Annotated in this window: 20 protein-coding genes; 15 read left to right on the forward strand and 5 right to left on the reverse strand. The window is 65.3% G+C overall.

Annotated features, from left to right (window positions below; translation table 11 throughout):
* Positions 1-176: 176 nt before the first annotated feature.
* Positions 177-1,079: a cysteine synthase CysM gene (cysM, locus tag E9536_RS12375; protein WP_136469921.1), complete on the forward strand. Its 903-nt coding sequence runs from the start codon at positions 177-179 to the stop codon at positions 1,077-1,079.
* 78 nt (positions 1,080-1,157) lie between these two features.
* On the opposite strand, the gene mltB is transcribed toward cysM, so the two are convergent.
* Complete coding sequence (mltB, locus tag E9536_RS12380) at positions 1,158-2,501, reverse strand: lytic murein transglycosylase B (protein WP_168799524.1); 1,344 nt, start codon at positions 2,499-2,501, stop codon at positions 1,158-1,160.
* 43 nt (positions 2,502-2,544) lie between these two features.
* On the opposite strand from mltB, the gene E9536_RS12385 reads away from it, so the two are divergent.
* Positions 2,545-3,468 carry a histone deacetylase family protein gene (locus E9536_RS12385; RefSeq protein ID WP_021157450.1) on the forward strand — a complete coding sequence of 308 codons (924 nt, stop codon included), beginning with the start codon at positions 2,545-2,547 and terminating at the stop codon, positions 3,466-3,468.
* Between the two features lie 30 nt (positions 3,469-3,498).
* On the opposite strand, the gene E9536_RS12390 is transcribed toward E9536_RS12385, so the two are convergent.
* The gene (locus tag E9536_RS12390) at positions 3,499-4,419 is read right to left on the reverse strand and encodes an alpha/beta hydrolase (protein ID WP_136469922.1); all 921 of its coding nucleotides are present in this window, start codon (positions 4,417-4,419) and stop codon (positions 3,499-3,501) included.
* A gap of 216 nt (positions 4,420-4,635) precedes the next feature.
* On the opposite strand from E9536_RS12390, the gene E9536_RS12395 reads away from it, so the two are divergent.
* The 6 genes from E9536_RS12395 (at position 4,636) to E9536_RS12420 (ending at position 10,956) form a co-directional block, all read left to right on the forward strand.
* On the forward strand, positions 4,636-5,670 hold the full coding sequence (locus E9536_RS12395) for a methionine ABC transporter ATP-binding protein (RefSeq protein ID WP_136469923.1): 1,035 nt from the start codon (positions 4,636-4,638) through the stop codon (positions 5,668-5,670).
* A complete protein-coding gene (locus E9536_RS12400; protein ID WP_006486982.1) occupies positions 5,660-6,313 on the forward strand; it encodes a methionine ABC transporter permease in 654 nt (217 codons plus the stop codon). The genes E9536_RS12395 and E9536_RS12400 overlap by 11 nt, the downstream gene beginning before the upstream one ends.
* A 29-nt stretch (positions 6,314-6,342) precedes the next feature.
* Entirely contained in the window at positions 6,343-7,137 is a 795-nt protein-coding gene (locus tag E9536_RS12405; RefSeq protein WP_027788052.1) for a MetQ/NlpA family ABC transporter substrate-binding protein, read from the forward strand.
* Positions 7,138-7,365: 228 nt separating this feature from the next.
* Positions 7,366-8,115, forward strand: coding sequence for an electron transfer flavoprotein subunit beta/FixA family protein (locus E9536_RS12410; protein ID WP_021157446.1), 750 nt, complete (start codon positions 7,366-7,368; stop codon positions 8,113-8,115).
* A gap of 16 nt (positions 8,116-8,131) precedes the next feature.
* The gene (locus E9536_RS12415; protein ID WP_027788051.1) at positions 8,132-9,067 is read left to right on the forward strand and encodes an electron transfer flavoprotein subunit alpha/FixB family protein; all 936 of its coding nucleotides are present in this window, start codon (positions 8,132-8,134) and stop codon (positions 9,065-9,067) included.
* 98 nt (positions 9,068-9,165) lie between these two features.
* A complete protein-coding gene (locus tag E9536_RS12420; RefSeq protein ID WP_136469924.1) occupies positions 9,166-10,956 on the forward strand; it encodes an acyl-CoA dehydrogenase in 1,791 nt (596 codons plus the stop codon).
* Between the two features lie 100 nt (positions 10,957-11,056).
* On the opposite strand, the gene E9536_RS12425 is transcribed toward E9536_RS12420, so the two are convergent.
* Positions 11,057-12,343 carry a D-amino acid dehydrogenase gene (locus E9536_RS12425; protein WP_027788049.1) on the reverse strand — a complete coding sequence of 429 codons (1,287 nt, stop codon included), beginning with the start codon at positions 12,341-12,343 and terminating at the stop codon, positions 11,057-11,059.
* Positions 12,344-12,488: 145 nt separating this feature from the next.
* On the opposite strand from E9536_RS12425, the gene E9536_RS12430 reads away from it, so the two are divergent.
* Complete coding sequence (locus E9536_RS12430) at positions 12,489-12,977, forward strand: Lrp/AsnC ligand binding domain-containing protein (RefSeq protein ID WP_011351353.1); 489 nt, start codon at positions 12,489-12,491, stop codon at positions 12,975-12,977.
* Between the two features lie 90 nt (positions 12,978-13,067).
* A complete protein-coding gene (locus tag E9536_RS12435; RefSeq protein ID WP_060206221.1) occupies positions 13,068-14,255 on the forward strand; it encodes a PA0069 family radical SAM protein in 1,188 nt (395 codons plus the stop codon).
* 36 nt (positions 14,256-14,291) lie between these two features.
* Here the strand turns inward: E9536_RS12435 and E9536_RS12440 are convergent, their stop codons facing one another.
* Positions 14,292-14,759: a TM2 domain-containing protein gene (locus E9536_RS12440; RefSeq protein WP_027788047.1), complete on the reverse strand. Its 468-nt coding sequence runs from the start codon at positions 14,757-14,759 to the stop codon at positions 14,292-14,294.
* Positions 14,760-14,868: 109 nt separating this feature from the next.
* A complete protein-coding gene (locus tag E9536_RS12445; protein ID WP_124839728.1) occupies positions 14,869-16,008 on the reverse strand; it encodes a sorbosone dehydrogenase family protein in 1,140 nt (379 codons plus the stop codon).
* A 153-nt stretch (positions 16,009-16,161) separates the two neighbouring features.
* Between E9536_RS12445 and rpsP the strand changes: the two genes are divergently transcribed.
* The 5 genes from rpsP (at position 16,162) to E9536_RS12470 (ending at position 19,232) form a co-directional block, all read left to right on the forward strand.
* Positions 16,162-16,416: a 30S ribosomal protein S16 gene (gene rpsP, locus E9536_RS12450; protein ID WP_006476550.1), complete on the forward strand. Its 255-nt coding sequence runs from the start codon at positions 16,162-16,164 to the stop codon at positions 16,414-16,416.
* A gap of 42 nt (positions 16,417-16,458) precedes the next feature.
* Positions 16,459-17,136: a ribosome maturation factor RimM gene (rimM, locus tag E9536_RS12455; RefSeq protein WP_136469925.1), complete on the forward strand. Its 678-nt coding sequence runs from the start codon at positions 16,459-16,461 to the stop codon at positions 17,134-17,136.
* 1 nt (position 17,137) lies between these two features.
* On the forward strand, positions 17,138-17,932 hold the full coding sequence (gene trmD, locus E9536_RS12460) for a tRNA (guanosine(37)-N1)-methyltransferase TrmD (RefSeq protein WP_027788044.1): 795 nt from the start codon (positions 17,138-17,140) through the stop codon (positions 17,930-17,932).
* 133 nt (positions 17,933-18,065) lie between these two features.
* On the forward strand, positions 18,066-18,458 hold the full coding sequence (rplS, locus tag E9536_RS12465; RefSeq protein ID WP_006753174.1) for a 50S ribosomal protein L19: 393 nt from the start codon (positions 18,066-18,068) through the stop codon (positions 18,456-18,458).
* Between the two features lie 87 nt (positions 18,459-18,545).
* Positions 18,546-19,232, forward strand: coding sequence for a CoA pyrophosphatase (locus E9536_RS12470; protein ID WP_021159741.1), 687 nt, complete (start codon positions 18,546-18,548; stop codon positions 19,230-19,232).
* Positions 19,233-19,247: the final 15 nt, after the last annotated feature.

The raw sequence follows: 19,247 nt of genomic DNA on the forward strand, positions 1-19,247 counted from the left end.
CGTCGTTGCGACGGCTTCCCGCGGCATGCCGCGGGTTTTTTGCGTGGGCACGGCGCATGCGGCGTCCACGCGTTGCACGGCATGCGTATTCCATCGCCGCAATGGGGTTGCCGGCGCGAGCAGCGGTGCTGGTTTACAATCGATCGATTGATCGGCCTCGTACTCACGGTATATCCATGGCTTACAAAACTATCGAAGACACGATCGGCAATACGCCGCTCGTCCAACTGGTCCGCTTGCCGGACGACGAGATTCGCGCGCGCAACAACGTGGTGCTCGCGAAGCTCGAAGGCAACAATCCGGCCGGTTCCGTGAAGGATCGCCCGGCGCTGTCGATGATCAGCAAGGCCGAGGCGCGCGGGCGCATCAAGCCGGGCGACACGCTGATCGAGGCGACCAGCGGCAACACCGGTATCGCACTCGCGATGGCAGCGGCGATCCGCGGCTACAAGATGGTGCTGATCATGCCGGAGGACCTGTCGGTCGAGCGCCGCCAGAGCATGGCCGCCTACGGTGCCGAAATCATCCTGACGCCGGTGAAGGGCGGGATGGAACTGGCACGTGATCTCGCGGACGAGATGCAGCGCGAAGGCAAGGGCGTGATCCTCGACCAGTTCGCGAACCCCGACAATCCGATTGCGCACTATGAAGCGACGGGCCCGGAAATCTGGCGCGATACCGAAGGGCGCGTCACGCACTTCGTGTCGGCAATGGGCACGACGGGCACGATCATGGGCACGTCGCGCTATCTGAAGGAGCAAAATCCGGTGATCGAGATCGTCGGTGCGCAGCCGGAAGACGGTTCGCGCATTCCGGGCATCCGCAAGTGGCCGGAAGCCTATATGCCGACGATCTTCGATCGCAGCCGTGTCGACCGCGTCGAGAGCGTGAGCCAGGCTGCGTCGGAAACCATGGCGCGCCGCCTCGCGGCCGTCGAAGGCATCTTCGCGGGCATTTCGTCGGGCGGCGCATGCGAAGTCGCGATGCGCATCGCGCGTCAGGTCGAGAATGCGACGATCGTGTTCATCGTCTGCGATCGCGGCGACCGCTACCTGTCGACGGGCGTGTTTCCTGCCTGAACGCGGGCAGATGCGCGCCGCGCGTGTACGAAAAGAAAGCGCCGCTTGTGCGGCGCTTTTTCATTGGGCGGGCGGTGCTTACTGCGACTGTGTATCGGTGGTATTCGGCTGAAGTGCGCCGCTCGCTTCCATCTGCGCCTTTACAGCCTCGCCAAGCTGGTACACGGTAAGCGCGTAGAAGAAGCTGCGGTTGTAGCGCGTCAGCACGTAGAAATTCTTGAGCCCGAGCATGTATTCGGTCGCGCGGCCCGGCGACGGCAGGTCGACCACCGTCACGGGCGTGCCGGCTTCGGTCGTGATGTTGACCGTCGGCTCGTTCAGCGTCATGCCCGCGCGCAGCAGTTGCGACAGTGCCCAGTGCGGTTCGGGCTGGCCGTCGGCGGCGGCCTGTGCGATCCCCAGGCTGCCCGTGTCGGGCGTGATCTGCCAGACCACCGGTCGGTCGGTTTCCCAGCCGTGCTGCTTCAGGTAGTTCGCGACGCTGCCGATCGCATCGACAGGACTGCTGCGCAGGTCGACATGGCCCGTGCCGTCGAAGTCGACCGCATATTCTCGGATGCTGCTCGGCAGGAACTGCGGAATCCCGATCGCGCCCGTATACGAACCGAGCACGGTGGTCGGGTCGAGCTGGTTGTCGCGGGTCCAGACCAGGAAATCCTCGAGGTTCTTGCGGAACGTCGCCTGGCGGCTGTCACGATTCGGCGTGTCCGGATAGTCGAACGTGAGCGTCGTCAGCGCGTCGAGCACGCGGAAATTGCCCATGTAGCGGCCGTAGATCGTCTCGACACCGATGATGCCGACGATCACCTCGGGCGGCACGCCGAATTGCTCGGATGCACGCTGCAGCGTTGCCTGGTTCGCCTTCCAGAATTTCACGCCCGCGTTGATGCGGATCGGCTCGATGAAGCGCGAGCGATAGACGCGCCAGTTCTTGACCGTCGGCGACGGGGCCGGTTTCACGAGCTTGACCGCTGTCGCCGAATAGCTGATGCGCGAGAACAGCGCATGCAGGCTCGCGGAGTCGAAGCCGTTGCGGCTGACCATCTCGTCGATGAACGCGTCGACCTTCGCGTTGTTCGCGTAACGCTGCGGAACGATTTCCTCTTCGAAGGTCTGGCCTTGCGGCGTCGGCTGTTGCGGCTGGGCCTGTGCGACGAGCGTGCCCGCGGGCTTCGCGGGTTGCGTCTGCGCGCCGGCGGGCGCGGTGCCGAGGGCCGCGACGACAGCGGCCGCGACGAGCGGAACGCGAACACGGAACAGCGCGGAGAGAAGGGCGGCAGGCTTGCTGGAATTCATGTCGAAGCGGGCGGACAGGGCGATTGGGTTCGGCGCAGTATACCCGACGGATCCGGCGCGCCGGGGCGTGGCAGGCCCCCGTTGTGGTAAGTTAGCGGCGAATTCGCGGCCGACGATGGACATCATTGATGGAGACCTGCGGCGCACCGTGCGCCGCGGATGACAGCTTATGGCAACCGCTTTCTATACGCACCCCGACTGCATGCTGCACGAGATGGGGGAATGGCATCCGGAATGTCCGGCCCGCCTGTCGGCGATCCAGGATCAACTGATCGCGAGCCGCATCGACGATCTGATCGTGCACGAAACCGCGCCATTCGCGAGCGAGGTGGCGCTGGGCCGGGTGCATACGCAGGCGCACATCGACTACATCCGGAGCATGACGCCGGTCGACGGCTACGTCGAGATCGATCCCGATACGCTGATGAACCGCGATACGTGGCGCGCGGCGCTGCGTGCGGCCGGCGCCGCGATCGCGGCGACCGACGCGGTGATCGAAGGCCGCTATGCGAATGCGTTCTGTGGCGTGCGTCCGCCCGGCCACCATGCGGAGCCTGCGCGTGCGATGGGTTTCTGCTTCTTCAACAACGTCGCGATCGCCGCGCGACATGCGCTCGACGTACACGGTCTGGAGCGTGTCGCGATCATCGATTTCGACGTGCATCACGGCAACGGCACCGAGGCGGCGTTCGCGAACGACGAGCGGGTGCTGATGTGCAGCTTCTTCCAGCATCCGCTGTACCCGTTCTCGGGCGTCGATCACCAGGCGCCGAACATGGTCAACCTGCCGATGCCCGCGCGCAGCAACGGGATGGCGATCCGCGAAGCCGTCGACATGTTCTGGCTGCCGCGCCTCGATGCGTTCAAGCCGCAGATGCTGTTCGTGTCCGCGGGTTTCGATGCGCATCGCGAGGACGACATCGGCAATCTCGGCCTCGTCGAAGCCGATTTCGAATGGTTGACCGCGCAGATCGTCGAGGTGGCGCGCCGGCATGCGCAGGGGCGCATCGTGAGCTGCCTCGAAGGCGGCTACAACCTGTCCGCGCTCGGGCGCAGCGTCGTCGCGCACCTGCGCGTACTGGCCGGCATCTGACGATCGCGTGACCGGCCGGGCCGGGCGCGCTCAGCGCGCCGGCACGCGCGCATGAATCCACGCGATCAGCGCGTCGATCACGCGATCGCGTTCGAGATCGTTCATCGTTTCGTGAAAGCCGCCTTCGTACAGCGTCAGCGTGCGATCGGGCGAGCCGACGCACGCACCGAACGCACGGCTGCCGTCGGGTTCGGTCAGCTTGTCCTCGGTGCCGTGATAGACGAGCACCGGAACGCGCAGCCCGCCGCGACCGCTTTCGATGCGTGCCATTGCGTCGAGAATCTCCGCGCCGGTGCGCGCGGGCACCGGGCCATGATGGACGAGCGGATCGGCGCGATTGGCTGCGACGATGGCCGGATCGCGCGACAGCAGCGCGGCATCGATCCTGATTGCGGGGAAGGTCGGCCATATGCGGCTGATGACGCGGCTCACAGCAAGCATCCAGCGCGGCACGTCACGTCCCGGCGCGAGCGCCGGACTCGACAGCACGAGGCCGGCCAGCGCGTGGCCGCGTGCCGGCGCGCGTTCGATCGCGTACAGCGCCGCGACCGCCCCGCCCATGCTGTGCCCCATCAGGAACAGCGGCGAATTGCCGCGTGCGGCTTCGGCGACCAGCGCATCCGCATCGTTCAGGTAGCCGTCGAAGCGCTCGACCCAGGCGCGCTTGCCGGGTGACTGGCCGTGCCCGCGCAGGTCGATCGCGAGCACCTCGATGCCGGCCGCATTCAGCCGGCCGGCGAGCGCGGCATAGCGACCCGCATGTTCGGCAAGGCCATGTACGAGCGCGATCGTCGCACGCGGCGGCTCGGTGCCGTCGCCAGCCGGCCAGCGGTACGACGCCAGTTCGAGCCCGTCGGCGGTACGCAGGCGGCCCATCGTCGGCGCGGGTGGGGACGATGGCGCCGGTCCGGCGGTGGCAGGTGCGGCGGCCGGCGTGGTGGTGGCGGTCATCTGGCGTGTCCCCTGTCGGTTGGTCGGTGTTCCGGATCATAGTCGCGGCATCGTCGTGGCGCGCCAGCGGCGTCCCTCTAATTTCGTGCGGTTATGAAAAGATCGAAATCGATTATTAAGGGGAATGAGGGGTTTGCGGTAAAATCGACGGTTATTCCAGATGCATCGGCGGCCGACTGGCGGGCCAACTCGCCGGCCGGCCGCCGTTTTGTTTACATGATCGAATTACGCAATCTTTCGCAGCGATTTCCCGGGCCGGGCGGCTGGGTCGAGGCGCTGCGCAACATCAACCTGACGATTTCGCAGGGCGAGGTGTTCGGCATCATCGGCCGAAGCGGCGCCGGCAAGAGCACGCTCGTGCGCACCATCAACCTGCTCACGCGGCCGACCGAAGGCAATGTCGTCGTCGGCGGGCTCGATCTCACGCTGCTGTCGGCTGGCGCGCTGCGCGAGGCGCGACGCGAGATCGGCATGATCTTCCAGCACTTCAACCTGCTGTCGTCGCGCACGGTGTTCGACAACGTCGCGCTGCCGCTCGAGCTGGCCGGCGCAAGCCGTGCCGACATCGAGGCCGCGGTGCTGCCGCTGCTCGACCTCGTCGGGCTGTCCGCGCAGAAGGATCGCTATCCGTCGCAGATCAGCGGCGGGCAGAAGCAGCGCGTCGGCATCGCACGCGCGCTCGCGAGCCAGCCGAAGGTGCTGCTGTCGGACGAAGCGACGTCCGCGCTCGATCCCGAGACCACGCGCTCGATCCTCGACCTGCTGAAGCGCATCAACCGCGAACTCGGCCTGACGATCGTGCTGATCACGCACCAGATGGAAGTGATCAAGCAGGTGTGCGATCGCGTCGCGGTGCTCGATGCGGGGCGCGTGGTCGAGGAAGGCCGCGTGATCGACGTGTTCCTGCAGCCGCATCACGAAGTGACACGCGCGCTGATCGGCGACGTGATCGCGCAGGAGTTGCCGCCCGCGCTGAAGGCGCGCGTGGCCGAGCGGCTGAAGACCGGCAGCGGGCATCTGCTGCGGCTGGCGTTTACGGGCTCGGGTGTCGACCAGCCGATCCTGTCGGAAACGATTCGTCGGTACGAACTCGATTTCAACATCCTGCATGGCCAGATCGACGAGATCCAGGGGCAGGCATTCGGTTCGCTCGCGGTGCTCGCGGGCGGCGAGCCGGGCAAGGTCGGGCAGGCGCTCGCGTTCCTGCGCGAACAAGGTGTAGTGGTAGAGGAGCTTTCGTATGTTGAGTGAGATGTTCGATATGTTCGTGCAGTCGTTCTGGGAGACGCTGATCATGGTCGGCATCTCCGGGGCGGTCGGCGCGCTCGTCGGCCTGCCGCTCGGCGTGCTGCTCTACCTGACCGACCGCCAGGGCGTGCTGCAGAACCTCGCGGTGAATCGTGTGCTCGGCGGCATCGTGAATGCCGTCCGCTCGACGCCGTTCATCATCCTGCTGGTCGCGGTGATTCCGTTTACGCGACTCGTCACGGGTTCGTCGATCGGCACGGCCGCGGCGGTCGTGCCGCTGACGCTCGCGGCCGCGCCGTTCATCGCGCGTCTCGTCGAGACGGCGCTGCGCGAAGTCGACCGCGGGCTGATCGAGGCCGCGCAATCGATGGGCGCGACCACGTCGCAGATCGTCTTCAAGGTGCTGTTGCCCGAATCGCTGCCGGGCGTCGTCGCGGGTCTGACGATCACGTTCGTGTCGCTGGTCGGCTATTCGGCGATGGCGGGCGCGATCGGCGGCGGCGGGCTCGGCGATCTCGGGATCCGCTATGGCTACCAGCGCTATCTGCCGGAAGTGATGTGGACGGTCGTCGCGATCCTGATCGTATTCGTGCAGATCGTGCAGTCGTTCGGCGACTGGCTCGTCCGCCGGCTGAGCCACAAATAAGACGAAATGGATCCGTTAGGAGAGAGACGATGCAACGACGCTTCATGCTGAAGTTCGCGGTGGCACTCGGCGCAGCCGCACTGTTTGCGGGTGCGCACGCACAGGCCGAAACCATCAAGGTGGGCGTGACGGGTGGGCCGCACGCGCAGATCATGGAGGCGGTGAAGAAGGTCGCGGCGAAGAGCGGCCTCGACATCCGCATCGTCGAATTCTCCGATTACGTGCAGCCGAACGCCGCGCTTGCGTCGGGCGACCTCGATGCGAACAGCTACCAGCACGACCCGTATCTGCAGGCGCAGGTGAAGGATCGCGGCTACAAGCTGATCAAGGTCGCGGATACCGTCACGTTCCCGATGGGCATCTATTCGAAGCGCGTGAAGTCGCTGGCCGAACTGAAGCCGGGCGCGCGCATCGCGGTTCCGAACGATCCGACCAACGGCGGCCGTGCGTTGCTGTTGCTGCAGAAGCAGGGCCTGTTGAAGCTGCGTGCGGACGCGGGGCTGAAGGCGACGCCGCTCGATATCGTCGACAATCCGCGCAAGCTGAAGATCGTCGAGCTTGATGCGGCGCAGATTCCGCGTTCGCTCGGCGACGTCGACGCGGCCGCGATCAATACCAACTACGCGATGGAAGCGGGGTTGAAACCGAAACAGGACGCGATCGCGATCGAAGGGCCGAGCGGCCCGTACGCGAACGTCCTGGCGATCCGCGAGGCGGACCGGAACAAGCCGTGGGTGGCGAAACTGATCGCGGCCTATCATTCGGCCGATGTGAAGCAGTTCATCGAAGGCAAGTTCGGCGGAGCGGTCATTGCCGCCTGGTAACGGGCGAACAACGGGACGCCCGGAGAGATTAGAGTCGATGATCGAAAACCCGGGCTTTGCGTCCGGGTTTTTTCTCTTTTAAAATAGAACGATCGTTCGCTATCATTGGCGCGTCGTCAAGAAGCGGTATCCTCGACAACCATGATGGTTGGGTCCGCTTGGCCGCGCAGTCATGAGGCCTCGCTATAGAATGGCCTCTGGTCGTATTCGTAACTTTGGAGCGTGTGCATGAAAATCCTGGTGCCAGTGAAAAGAGTGGTCGATTACAACGTGAAGGTCCGCGTGAAGTCGGACAACACGGGCGTCGACATCGCGAACGTGAAGATGTCGATGAACCCGTTCGACGAAATCGCGGTGGAAGAAGCGGTGCGCCTGAAGGAAGCGGGCGTCGCGACCGAAGTGATCGCGGTGTCGGTGGGCGTGACGCAAGCGCAGGAAACGCTGCGCACGGCTCTGGCGATCGGCGCGGATCGCGCGATCCTCGTCGAATCGAACGACAGCGTCGAGCCGCTGGCCGTCGCGAAGATCCTGAAGGCGCTGGTCGACAAGGAGCAGCCGCAACTGGTGATCCTCGGCAAGCAGGCAATCGACGACGATTCGAACCAAACGGGCCAGATGCTGGCCGCGCTGGCTGGTCTCCCGCAAGCGACGTTCGCATCGAAGGTGACGATCGCGGACGGCAAGGCAACGGTTGCACGCGAAGTCGACGGCGGCGCGGAAACGCTGTCGCTGACGCTGCCGGCGGTCGTGACGACCGACCTGCGCCTGAACGAGCCGCGTTACGTGACGCTGCCGAACATCATGAAGGCGAAGAAGAAGCCGCTGGAAACGGTGAAGCCGGAAGACCTCGGCGTGGACGTCGCGCCGCGTCTGAAGACGCTGAAGGTGGCCGAGCCGCCGAAGCGCGCAGCCGGCGTGAAGGTGCCGGACGTGAAGACGCTGGTCGAGAAGCTGAAGACCGAAGCCAAGGTGCTGTAAGAGGGAGCGGAAAGAAATGACGATTCTGGTGATTGCAGAACACGACAACGCGTCGATCAAGGCCGCGACGCTGAACACGGTGGCGGCGGCAGCGAAGATCGGTGGCGACATTCACGTGCTGGTCGCAGGCCACAATGCGCAAGGCGCAGCCGACGCGGCAGCAAAGATCGCGGGTGTATCGAAGGTGTTGCTGGCCGACGCGCCACAACTCGAAGCAGGTCTCGCGGAAAACGTCGAAGCGACCGCGCTGAACATCGCGAAGGACTACTCGCACATCCTCGCGCCGGCGACCGCGTACGGCAAGAACATCGCGCCGCGTATCGCCGCGAAGCTGGACGTCGCGCAGATTTCGGACATCACGGCGGTTGACAGTGCCGACACGTTCGAGCGCCCGATCTACGCGGGCAACGCGATCGCGACGGTGCAGTCGAGCGACCCGATCAAGGTCATCACGGTGCGTGCGACCGGTTTCGATCCGGTGGCAGCGGAAGGCGGCAGCGCGTCGGTCGAGAAGATCGAGGCGGCGGCCGATGCAGGCAAGTCGCAGTTCGTGAGCCGTGAAGTGACGAAGCTGGACCGTCCGGAACTTACCAGCGCGAAGATCATCGTGTCGGGCGGCCGTGGTCTGGGCAGCGGCGAGAACTACACGAAGGTGCTGGAGCCGCTGGCGGACAAGTTGAGCGCGGCACTCGGCGCATCGCGCGCGGCAGTCGACGCCGGCTACGTGCCGAACGACTACCAGGTCGGCCAGACCGGCAAGATCGTCGCACCGCAGCTGTACATCGCGGTCGGCATCTCGGGTGCGATCCAGCATCTGGCTGGTATGAAGGATTCGAAGGTGATCGTCGCGATCAACAAGGATCCGGAAGCGCCGATCTTCAGCGTGGCCGACTACGGCCTCGTCGGCGACCTGTTCGCGCTCGTGCCGGAGCTCGTGAACGAGCTCGGCTGACGCAGTGTGACGCTCAGGCGGTAAGCACACGAGAAGAGGGGCGCGACGAGCGCCCCTTTTTTTCGCCATCGACAGAAGAGAGAAGAGGGAGACACACCATGAGCTATAACGCCCCCGTCAAGGACATGCTGTTCGTGCTGAAGGAACTCGCGGGCATCGACGCCGTTGCGCAACTGCCGGGTTTCGAGGACGCCGGTTACGACACGGCGCAGGCCGTGCTCGACGAGTCCGCGAAATTCTGCGGCGAGGTGCTGGCGCCGCTGAACGTCGAAGGCGACCGCAATCCGAGCAGCTGGAAGGACGGTGTCGTGACCGCGACGCCGGGCTTCGGCGACGCGTTCCGCCAGTTCGTCGAAGGCGGCTGGCAGGGGCTGCAGCATCCGTCCGAATACGACGGCCAGGGGCTGCCGAAGCTGATCGCGACGCCGTGCATCGAGATGCTGAACGCGTCGAACCTGTCGTTCGCGCTGTGCCCGCTGCTGACCGACGGCGCGATCGAGGCGCTGCTGACGGCCGGCACCGACGAGCAGAAGCAGCGCTACGTGCCGAAGCTGATCTCGGGCGAATGGACCGGCACGATGAACCTGACCGAGCCGCAGGCGGGCTCGGATCTTGCGCTGGTACGCTCGCGCGCCGAACCGCAGGGCGACGGCACGTACAAGGTGTTCGGCACGAAGATCTTCATCACGTGGGGCGAGCACGACATGGCGGACAACATCGTCCACCTGGTGCTGGCACGCACGCCGAACGCGCCGGAAGGCGTGAAGGGCATTTCGCTGTTCATCGTGCCGAAGTTCCTGGTGAACGAGGACGGCTCGCTGGGCGAACGCAACGACGTGCACTGCGTGTCGATCGAGCACAAGCTCGGGATCAAGGCGAGCCCGACGGCGGTGCTGCAATATGGCGATAACGGCGGCGCGATCGGCTACCTGATCGGCGAAGAAAACCGCGGCCTCGAATACATGTTCATCATGATGAACGCGGCGCGCTTCGGCGTCGGGATGCAGGGGATCGGCGTGGCCGACCGCGCGTACCAGAAGGCCGCGGAATTCGCGAAGGAACGCGTGCAGAGCCGCCCGGTGGACGGGTCGGCCAAGCAGTCGGTGACGATCATCCATCACCCGGACGTGCGCCGGATGCTCGGCACGATGCGCGCGCTGACCGAAGGTGCGCGCTCGCTGGCGTACGTGGCCGCGGCGCACAGCGACATTGCCCACCGCCATTCGGACGAGGCGACGCGGGCGCGTCATCAGGCAATCTACGAATATCTGGTGCCGGTCGTGAAGGGCTGGAGCACGGAGATGGTGAACGACGTGGCGAGCCTGGGCGTGCAGGTGCACGGTGGGATGGGGTTCATCGAGGAAACCGGCGCGGCGCAGTATTACCGCGATGCGCGGATCCTGGCGATCTACGAAGGCACGACGGCGATCCAGGCGAACGACCTGGTGGGCCGCAAGACGCTGCGCGACGGCGGCGCGGTGGCGAAGGCGCTGATCGCCGAAATCGGCGAGACTGTCGCGGCGCTGGGCAAGCTGGACGGTGCGGCGGCCGCGTCGATGAAGGTGCAACTGGAGAAGGGCGCGAAGGCGCTGTCGTCGGTGGTGGATTACGTGCTGGCGAACGCGAAGCAGGATCCGAACGCGGTGTTCGCGGGCAGCGTGCCGTACCTGAAGCTGGCGGGCGTGGTGCTGTGCGGATGGCAGATGGCGCGTGCGCTGGTGGCCGCGCAGGCGAACCGCGCGAGCGACCCGGCGTTCTTCGGCGCGAAGATCGCGATCGCGCAGCTCTATGCGGAGCAGGTGCTGGTGCAGGCAGGCGCGCTCGAAGCGTCGATTGTCGGCACCAAGGGCAACGAGGGCGTGCTCGCGTTGACGGAAGACCAGTTCTGATTCTTCGCGGGACACTCGACGTCATGAAAAAGGCGCCCCTCGGGGCGCCTTTCTCTTTGATGCCGGCCAGCAGGCCCGCATTGCCGCGGGCGGCAGCGGCTTATGCGTAGGCCGGGCGCGTCTGGCCTGCCACGTCCTTCAGGTAACGGTGTACCGACAGGTCGTCAGCCTGGATCGCAGGCATCTTGCCCGAGATCAGGTCCGCGAGCAGTTGGCCCGAACCGCACGACATCGTCCAGCCGAGCGTGCCGTGGCCGGTGTTCAGGAACAGGTTCGACACCGGCGTGCGGCCGACGATCGGCGTGCCGTCCGGCGTCATCGGGCGCAGGCCCGTCCAGAACGTTGCCTTCGACGTATCACCGCCGCCCGGGAACAGGTCGTTCACGCACATTTCGAGCGTTTCGCGGCGCGCGGCGCGCAGCTTCTTGTCGAAGCCGACGATTTCCGCCATGCCGCCGACGCGGATGCGCTGGTCGAAACGCGTGATCGCGATCTTGTAGGTTTCGTCGAGCACGGTCGACACGGGCGCGGCCGCTTCGTTGACGATCGGCGCGGTGATCGAATAGCCCTTCAGCGGATAGACGGGGATCTTCATCAGGTTCGAGATGAAGCTGGTCGAGTACGAGCCGAGCGCGACGACGTACGCGTCCGCACGCACCGTCTCGCTGCCGCATTGCACGCCGGCGATCTTGCCGCCCGCGATCGCGAGCGCATCGATCGGCGTGTTGTAGCGGAACTTCACGCCGAGCGATTCCGCGAGTGCCGCGAGGCGCGTCGTGAACAGCTGGCAGTCGCCCGTTTCGTCGCCCGGCAGGCGCAGGCCGCCCGTCAGCTTGTGCGAAACGGCGGCGAGGGCCGGTTCGGCGTTCTTCAGGTCGGCCGGCGACAGCAGTTCGAACGGCACGTTCGCCTCCTGAAGGACGGCGATGTCCTTCGCTGCACCATCGAGTTGCTGCTGCGTGCGGAACAGTTGCAGCGTGCCGCCCGTGCGGCCTTCGTACTGGATGCCGGTATCGGCGCGCAGCGCCTGCAGGCAGTCGCGGCTGTATTCGGCGAGGCGAACCATGCGGCCCTTGTTGACTGCATAGCGCTCGGCTGTGCAGTTGCGCAGCATCTGGTACATCCACTGGAGCTGGAAGCGCGTGCCGTCGAGGCGGATCGCGAGCGGCGCGTGTTTCTCGAACATCCATTTGACGGCCTTCAGCGGCACGCCGGGGGCGGCCCACGGCGCGGCGTAGCCGGGGGAGATCTGGCCAGCGTTCGCGAAGCTCGTCTCGAGCGCCGGGCCGGCCTCCCGGTCGATCACCGTGACTTCATGACCGGCGCGCGCGAGGTAATACGCGCTTGCCACGCCCACCACACCGCTGCCCAGAATGACGACTCGCATAGCTGCTCCAGATGGAAGGGACCAGATCGAGGCCGGGCGCACCTGCGGCTCCGTGTAACCTCTAGCTGATCTAGTTTTTTGCGCTATGGTATTGTCGAATGTGTAGGTTTTGTTATCGTATTTTTCAGGTTTTCAGCATAAACAAATGAGAACGCAACGTCAGCCCGTACGCTCGCTCGACAAGCTCGACCGGCGCATCCTGAAACTGCTCCAGGACGACGGCCGGATGGCGATGAAGGACCTCGCGGAACAGGTCGGACTGACCGTCACGCCGTGCATCGAGCGTGTGCGGCGCATGGAGCGGGACGGCGTGATCACCGGTTATCACGCGCGTGTCGATCCCCACCAGCTGGATGCCGCGCTGCTGGTGTTCGTCGAGATCACGCTCGGCCACAAGGGCGGCAACATGTTCGAGCAATTCCGCCGGGAAGTGATGAAGATCGACGAGGTGCTCGAGTGTCATCTCGTGTCCGGCGATTTCGACTACCTGATCAAGGCGCGGATCGGCGAAATGGCCGATTACCGCAAGCTGCTCGGCGACATCCTGCTGCAGTTGCCCGGCGCCGTGCAGTCGAAGAGCTATGTCGTGATGGAAGAAATCAAGGAGACGCTGACGATCGCGGTGGGCGACTGACGTACCGGCGGCAGGCCGCCGGGCCCTTTATCCCGCCCTTGGCACGCTGCGCCCAATACTGTATAAATGTACAGTATTGGGCGCAGGCGAATGGGTGGGCATATGGACGATCGATCCGACAACGAATTTCCGATAGCGCCGCCCGTGCCCCGCAAGGGGCGCGGTGCGGTCGACAACCTGCAGGGGCGATACGAGATCGCCCAGCGTGAAGCGGTCGACGACGGCTGGACACACGAGTCGGACGATGCCGATTTCCCCGCGCCGCTGCGCACGCAGGTATTCGAGGAGCGGGCGAAGAGCATCCTGACGCACAACCAGTCGCCCGATATTCCATTCAGCGTATCGCTCAATCCGTATCGCGGTTGCGAGCACGGGTGCATCTACTGCTTTGCGCGTCCGACGCACAGTTATCTCGGCTTGTCGCCGGGGCTCGATTTCGAAAGCCGCATCTATGCGAAGGTCAATGCGGCCGAGTTGCTCGAGCGCGAGATTTCGCGCAAGCGCTACGTGCCGGAGCCGATCGCGCTCGGCGTCAACACCGACGCCTACCAGCCGGTCGAGCGCGACTTGCGCATCACGCGCAGCGTGATTCAGGTGATGCACGATCGCGGGTTGCCGTTCGCGGCGATCACGAAGTCGTCGCTGATCGAGCGCGATCTCGACTTGCTCGCGCCGATGGCCGAGCGCAAGCAGGTGATGGCGGCGGTCACGATCACGACGCTCGACGCCGATCTCGCGCGCACGCTCGAGCCGCGCGCGGCGACGCCGGCGCGACGGTTGCGTACGATTCGTGCGCTGAGCGAGGCGGGCGTGCCGGTCGGCGTGAGCATTGCGCCGGTGATTCCGTTCGTCACCGAGCCCGACATGGAGCGTGTGCTCGAGGCGTGCGCGGAAGCCGGCGCGACGCATGCGAGCTACATCATCCTGAGGCTGCCGTGGGAAGTCGCGCCGCTGTTCAAGAACTGGCTGGCCGCGCATTTTCCCGACCGCGCGGAGCGCGTGATGAACCGTGTGCGCGACATGCGCGGCGGGAAAGACTACGATTCGGATTTCTCGAAGCGGATGAAGGGCGAGGGAATCTGGGCCGACCTGCTGCGGCAGCGCTTCCGCCAGGCCGTCAAGCGGCTCGGGCTGAACGAGCGCACGAACGGCATTCTCGATCTGTCGCAGTTTCGCGGCACGCCTGCCGCCGCAGCGCCGGTGCCGCGTGTTGCTGTTCGTTCAGCCCGCACGCGATCGACGCAGGCGCGCGACGACATGCAATTGAACCTGTTCTGATCGGCGCGCCAAGCCGGTGCGTCGCGTTCGTTGCGCTTACTGCGAAATCTGCTTGGCTGCTTCGACCTGCGACTCGAAATACGTCTGGAACGACAGTGCGAGCGCGGTCATCAGCAGGAACGCGCCGATCAGCAGCGAGAAGATCACCACGAAGATCACGGTCCAGCCCGACTTGCTTTGCCTGCCCGTCTCCGCGTTGAATTGCGCGTCCCATTTTTCGTCGGGACGCAGCCCGTAGACGAGCGCGGCGAGGAAGGCGGCCAGCAGCGAGATTGCGCCGGGTACCGCAAGCCACCAGCCTAGGCCGGCGCTGCGCTGGGTCGCGGCGAGCAAGAGGAAGCCCGGGATGCCGACGATCGTCGCGAGCAGGTGCGCCCAGCCGTACACGTCGCGAAAGCCATACAGATAGAAGCGGTGCGCGCCGAGCGAACCGAACAGGAACGCGAGGGCGGCGGTGAGCGTCTTGGAGCGGAAGCGGCGGGACGGTGCGGTGCTGCTGGACATGGATGGCGGCGTATTGTCGTTGGCATGGGCGGCCGGCGGGCCGGCGCGGGCGCGCGGCCCGGCACGCATTCTACGATGCCCGGTCGGGGCCGGTCACCCCTGTACTGCGTCAAGGTGCCGCATAAGTCACGCGATAGATTGCGCCCGCGTAGTCGTCGCTGACGAGCAGCGAGCCGTCCGGCAGCGGCAGCACGTCGGCAGGGCGTCCCCATACCGTGCCGTCGGGCCGCAGCCAGCCCGTGACGAACGGAGTCTGGCGCGCGTGGCTGCCGTCTGCCGAGACCACAACACGCATCACGCGGTAGCCGACCTTCGTGCTGCGGTTCCACGAGCCGTGTTCGGCAATGAACACGTTGTTGCGATATGACGCCGGAAACATCGGCCCTGTATAGAAGCGCATGCCGAGGGCCGCGACGTGCGCACCGAGTTTCAATACGGGCGGCACGTAGCGGCGGCAAACGTCGGGGCTGCCGAATTCGGGGTCGGGCGTGTCGCCGCCATGGCAGTACGGGAAGCCGAAGTCGAGGCCGGCGCGCGGTGCGCGGTTCAGCTTGTCGTCGGGCACGTCGTCGCCCATCATGTCGCGCCCGTTGTCGGTAAACCACAGCTCGCCCGAATCGGGGTGCCATGCGAAGCCGACCGTATTGCGTATGCCGCGGGCGACAACCTCGTTCCCGCTGCCGTCCGCTTTCATGCGCGCGATGATCGCGTAGCGGCTGCGATCGGCGAGACAGACGTTGCACGGTGCGCCGGTCGGCACGTACAGCTTGCCGTCGGGGCCGAACGCGATGAATTTCCAGCCGTGATGGTGTTCGGTCGGCAGCGCGTCGGTGACGACGGCGGGTGCGGGCGGCGTGGCGAGCCGGTCGTCGATGCGATCGAGCCGCAGGATGCGCGATACGGCTGATATATAGAGTGCGCCGTCACGGTAGGCGACACCGACGGGCATGTCGAGCCCGGAAGCGATCACGTAGCGCGCGCTGATCCGGCCCTCGTGCATCACGAACGCGTGCACGCGGCCTTCCCGCGTGCCGACATACAGGATGCCGCGTGGCGACCACGCCATTTCGCGCGCGGTTGGTACCGCGTCGGCCAGCACTTCGACGTGGAAACCGGGCGGCACGACGAGTTCGCCCACCGGCAGCGGCGCGGCTGACGCCATTGCGGATACGAGGCAGGCAAGGCCGGCAAGCAGCGCCGCAAAACGATGCTGCGCGCGGCGCATCGAGGCGGCGCGAAGGGGTGGCATGACGGTGTGGAACGTCCCGGACACGACGATTCTATGCCCGGCGGACAGGCCGCCCGCGGATTTTTTGCGCGTAAGTGTTTGTTGTACCTCTGGTTTCCGGCTATAATCGCGTGTTTCAGTAGTTTCGAACCCGGTTTTCCCGAAGGACATCATATGGTTATCATCCGTCTGGCTCGTGGCGGCTCGAAGAAGCGCCCGTTCTACAACATCGTTGCTACCGATTCGCGCAACCGTCGTGACGGCCGCTTCATCGAGCGCGTCGGCTTCTACAACCCGGTCGCCACGAAGGGCGAATCGCTGCGTATCGCTCAGGATCGCCTGACGTACTGGCAAGGCGTTGGCGCGCAACTGTCGCCGACCGTCCAGCGTCTCGTGAAGGAAGCGCAAAAGGCGCAACCGGCTGCCTAACATGGCACGGTGTGCCGGTCGTGCCGGCTGTGAGGTGCATTGATGGCGGGTCACGATTCCGGTAATGCAAGGCGCGGGCGTGCGTCGTTTGGCGCATTCGTCCGCAAGCCGGTCGAGCGCGACGTTGTCGCGAACGCCGGTCAGGCTGCCGAGCAGGGCAGTCTCGAAGTGGCGCAAGCCTGGCCCGACGATGCCGTCGAGGTCGGGGCAGTTGTCGACGCCTATGGCCTGAAGGGTTGGGTCAAGGTGACGACGCATGCCGACGCCGGTCGCGGTGGCGACGCGCTGCTCAAGGCGCGCCGCTGGTGGCTGGAGCGCGGTGCGGAGCGGCTTTCCGTCCGCATCCTGCAGTCGAAGACGCACAGCGACACTGTCGTTGCGCAACCCGCGGGCGTGAGCGACCGCGATGCCGCGCTGGCCATGCGCGGTTTTCGCGTGTTCGTGCGCCGGGAAGATTTCCCGGCATTGGCCGCGGACGAATTCTATTGGGTCGACCTGATCGGTCTCGATGTCGTCAACGAGCAATCGGTGGCGCTCGGAAAGGTGAGCGGGATGATCGACAACGGCGTGCATTCGATCATGCGTGTCGAGTATCCGGCGACCGGCAAAGACGGTCAGCCGACCACCGACGAGCGGTTGATTCCGTTCGTCGGCGTATACGTCAAAACGGTGGATCAGGCGGCGCGTCGCATCGTCGTCGACTGGGAAGCCGATTACTGAAATGAACCAGGTTACCGAGAGCGCGGTGCAGTTCGACGTCGTCACGCTCTTTCCCGAGATGTTCCGTGCACTGACCGACTGGGGGATCACCAGCCGGGCCGTCAAGCAAGGGCGCTTCGGGTTGCGCACCTGGAACCCGCGTGATTTCACGACGGACAACTACCGCACGGTCGACGATCGTCCGTACGGCGGCGGTCCGGGCATGGTGATGCTGGCCAGGCCGCTCGAAGCCGCGATCGATGCCGCGAAAGCGGCGCAGGCGGAACAGGGTATCGCGAGCACGCGCGTCGTGATGATGTCGCCGCAAGGTGCACCGCTCACGCACGATCGCGCGGTGCGGATGGCGCAGGAACCCGGTGTCGTCGTGCTGTGCGGCCGCTATGAAGCGATCGACCAGCGCCTGCTCGATCGTTGCGTCGACGAGGAAATCAGCCTCGGCGATTTCGTATTGTCGGGCGGCGAACTGCCGGCGATGGCGATGATGGATGCCGTGGTGCGGTTGTTGCCCGGCGTGCTGAACGATTCGCTGTCGGCCGTGCAGGACAGTTTCGCCGACGGCCTGCTCGATTGTCCGCACTACACGCGCCCCGAGGAATACGATGGCATGCGTGTGCCGGACGTACTGCTCGGCGGGCATCATGCCGAGATCGAGCGGTGGCGACGCCAGGAAGCATTGAGGAATACGTTGCGGAAGCGGCCGGACCTGATCGTCCGGGCGCGCCGCGAGAAGTTGCTGAGCCGGGCCGACGAGGCGTGGCTTGCGAACCTCGCACGCGAAGCGAAAGACGCCTCTTGAGGCGGTGTCGCGGGCGGGAATTGGCGGTGCCGTGCATGCGTGTGCGGTGCCTGATGTGAATCCATCCTCTATCGGGGCCAGGCCTGGAAGCAGGCGGGTACCAACGCCGACACGATGGCATAAGGAGTCAGTAATGAATCTGATCGCAAAACTTGAGCAGGAAGAAATCGAGCGCGCGCTCGCCGGCAAGACGATCCCCGAATTCGCCCCGGGCGACACGGTGATCGTGAACGTGAACGTGGTTGAAGGTAACCGCAAGCGCGTTCAGGCCTACGAAGGCGTCGTGATCGCTATTCGCAACCGTGGCCTGAACTCGAATTTCATCGTCCGCAAGATCTCGTCGGGCGAAGGCGTCGAGCGTACGTTCCAGACGTACTCGCCGCTGCTGGCAAGCATCGTCGTGAAGCGCCGCGGTGATGTGCGTCGTGCGAAGCTGTACTACCTGCGCGAGCGTTCGGGCAAGTCGGCTCGTATCAAGGAAAAGCTGGTGTCGAAGGATCGCGCCGCAGCAGCTTCCCAAGAGTAAGAGCTGTAAGGAAAAAGCACCCACCCGGGTGCTTTTTTCATTCTGGCGCGACAATATGCTCGATACGACACAAACACGAGAGCCCCATTGAATCGCCGCCCCATCATCGATCCCGAAGTCCTGCCGGTCGAAGGCACCGGCGCCGGCTTGCCGGCCATCGATTCCCGCCTGATGACACCGTCCGGCCTGCGCGACCGTTTCGCGCGCACGCTCGAGTGGAGCGTCGAGCCCGACGAGGCGAGACTGCAGGAGGGCGTCGATCCGCGTAGCGCGGCCGTCCTCGTCCCGCTCGTCGTCCGCGAGTCCGGCCTCACCATGTTGCTGACCCAGCGCGCCGACCACCTGAACGATCACGCCGGACAGATCAGCTTCCCCGGCGGTCGCCGCGAACCGTTCGACCGCGACGCGACCGCAACCGCGTTGCGCGAGGCGAAGGAAGAGATCGGGCTGGCGGACGAGCGTGTCGAGATCCTCGGCGCGTTGCCCGACTACCTGACCGGCACGGGCTTCTGCGTGACGCCGGTGGTCGGCCTCGTGCATCCGCCGTTCACCGTGCAGGCCGACACGTTCGAAGTGGCCGAGATTTTCGAAGTGCCGCTCGCGTTCCTGATGAATCCCGCGAACCATCAGGTCAGGGTGTTTCGCTGGGAAGGCGGCGAGCGTCGTTTTTTTGCGATGCCTTATCCGAATGGCGAACCCGGCGGGCATTACTTCATCTGGGGCGCAACTGCCGGCATGTTGCGCAATCTGTACCGCTTCTTGGCCGCCGGCTAGGCGCACACGGCGGCT

The sequence above is a fragment of the Burkholderia sp. LS-044 genome (assembly GCF_004803625.1).
Lineage (GTDB): Bacteria > Pseudomonadota > Gammaproteobacteria > Burkholderiales > Burkholderiaceae > Burkholderia > Burkholderia cepacia.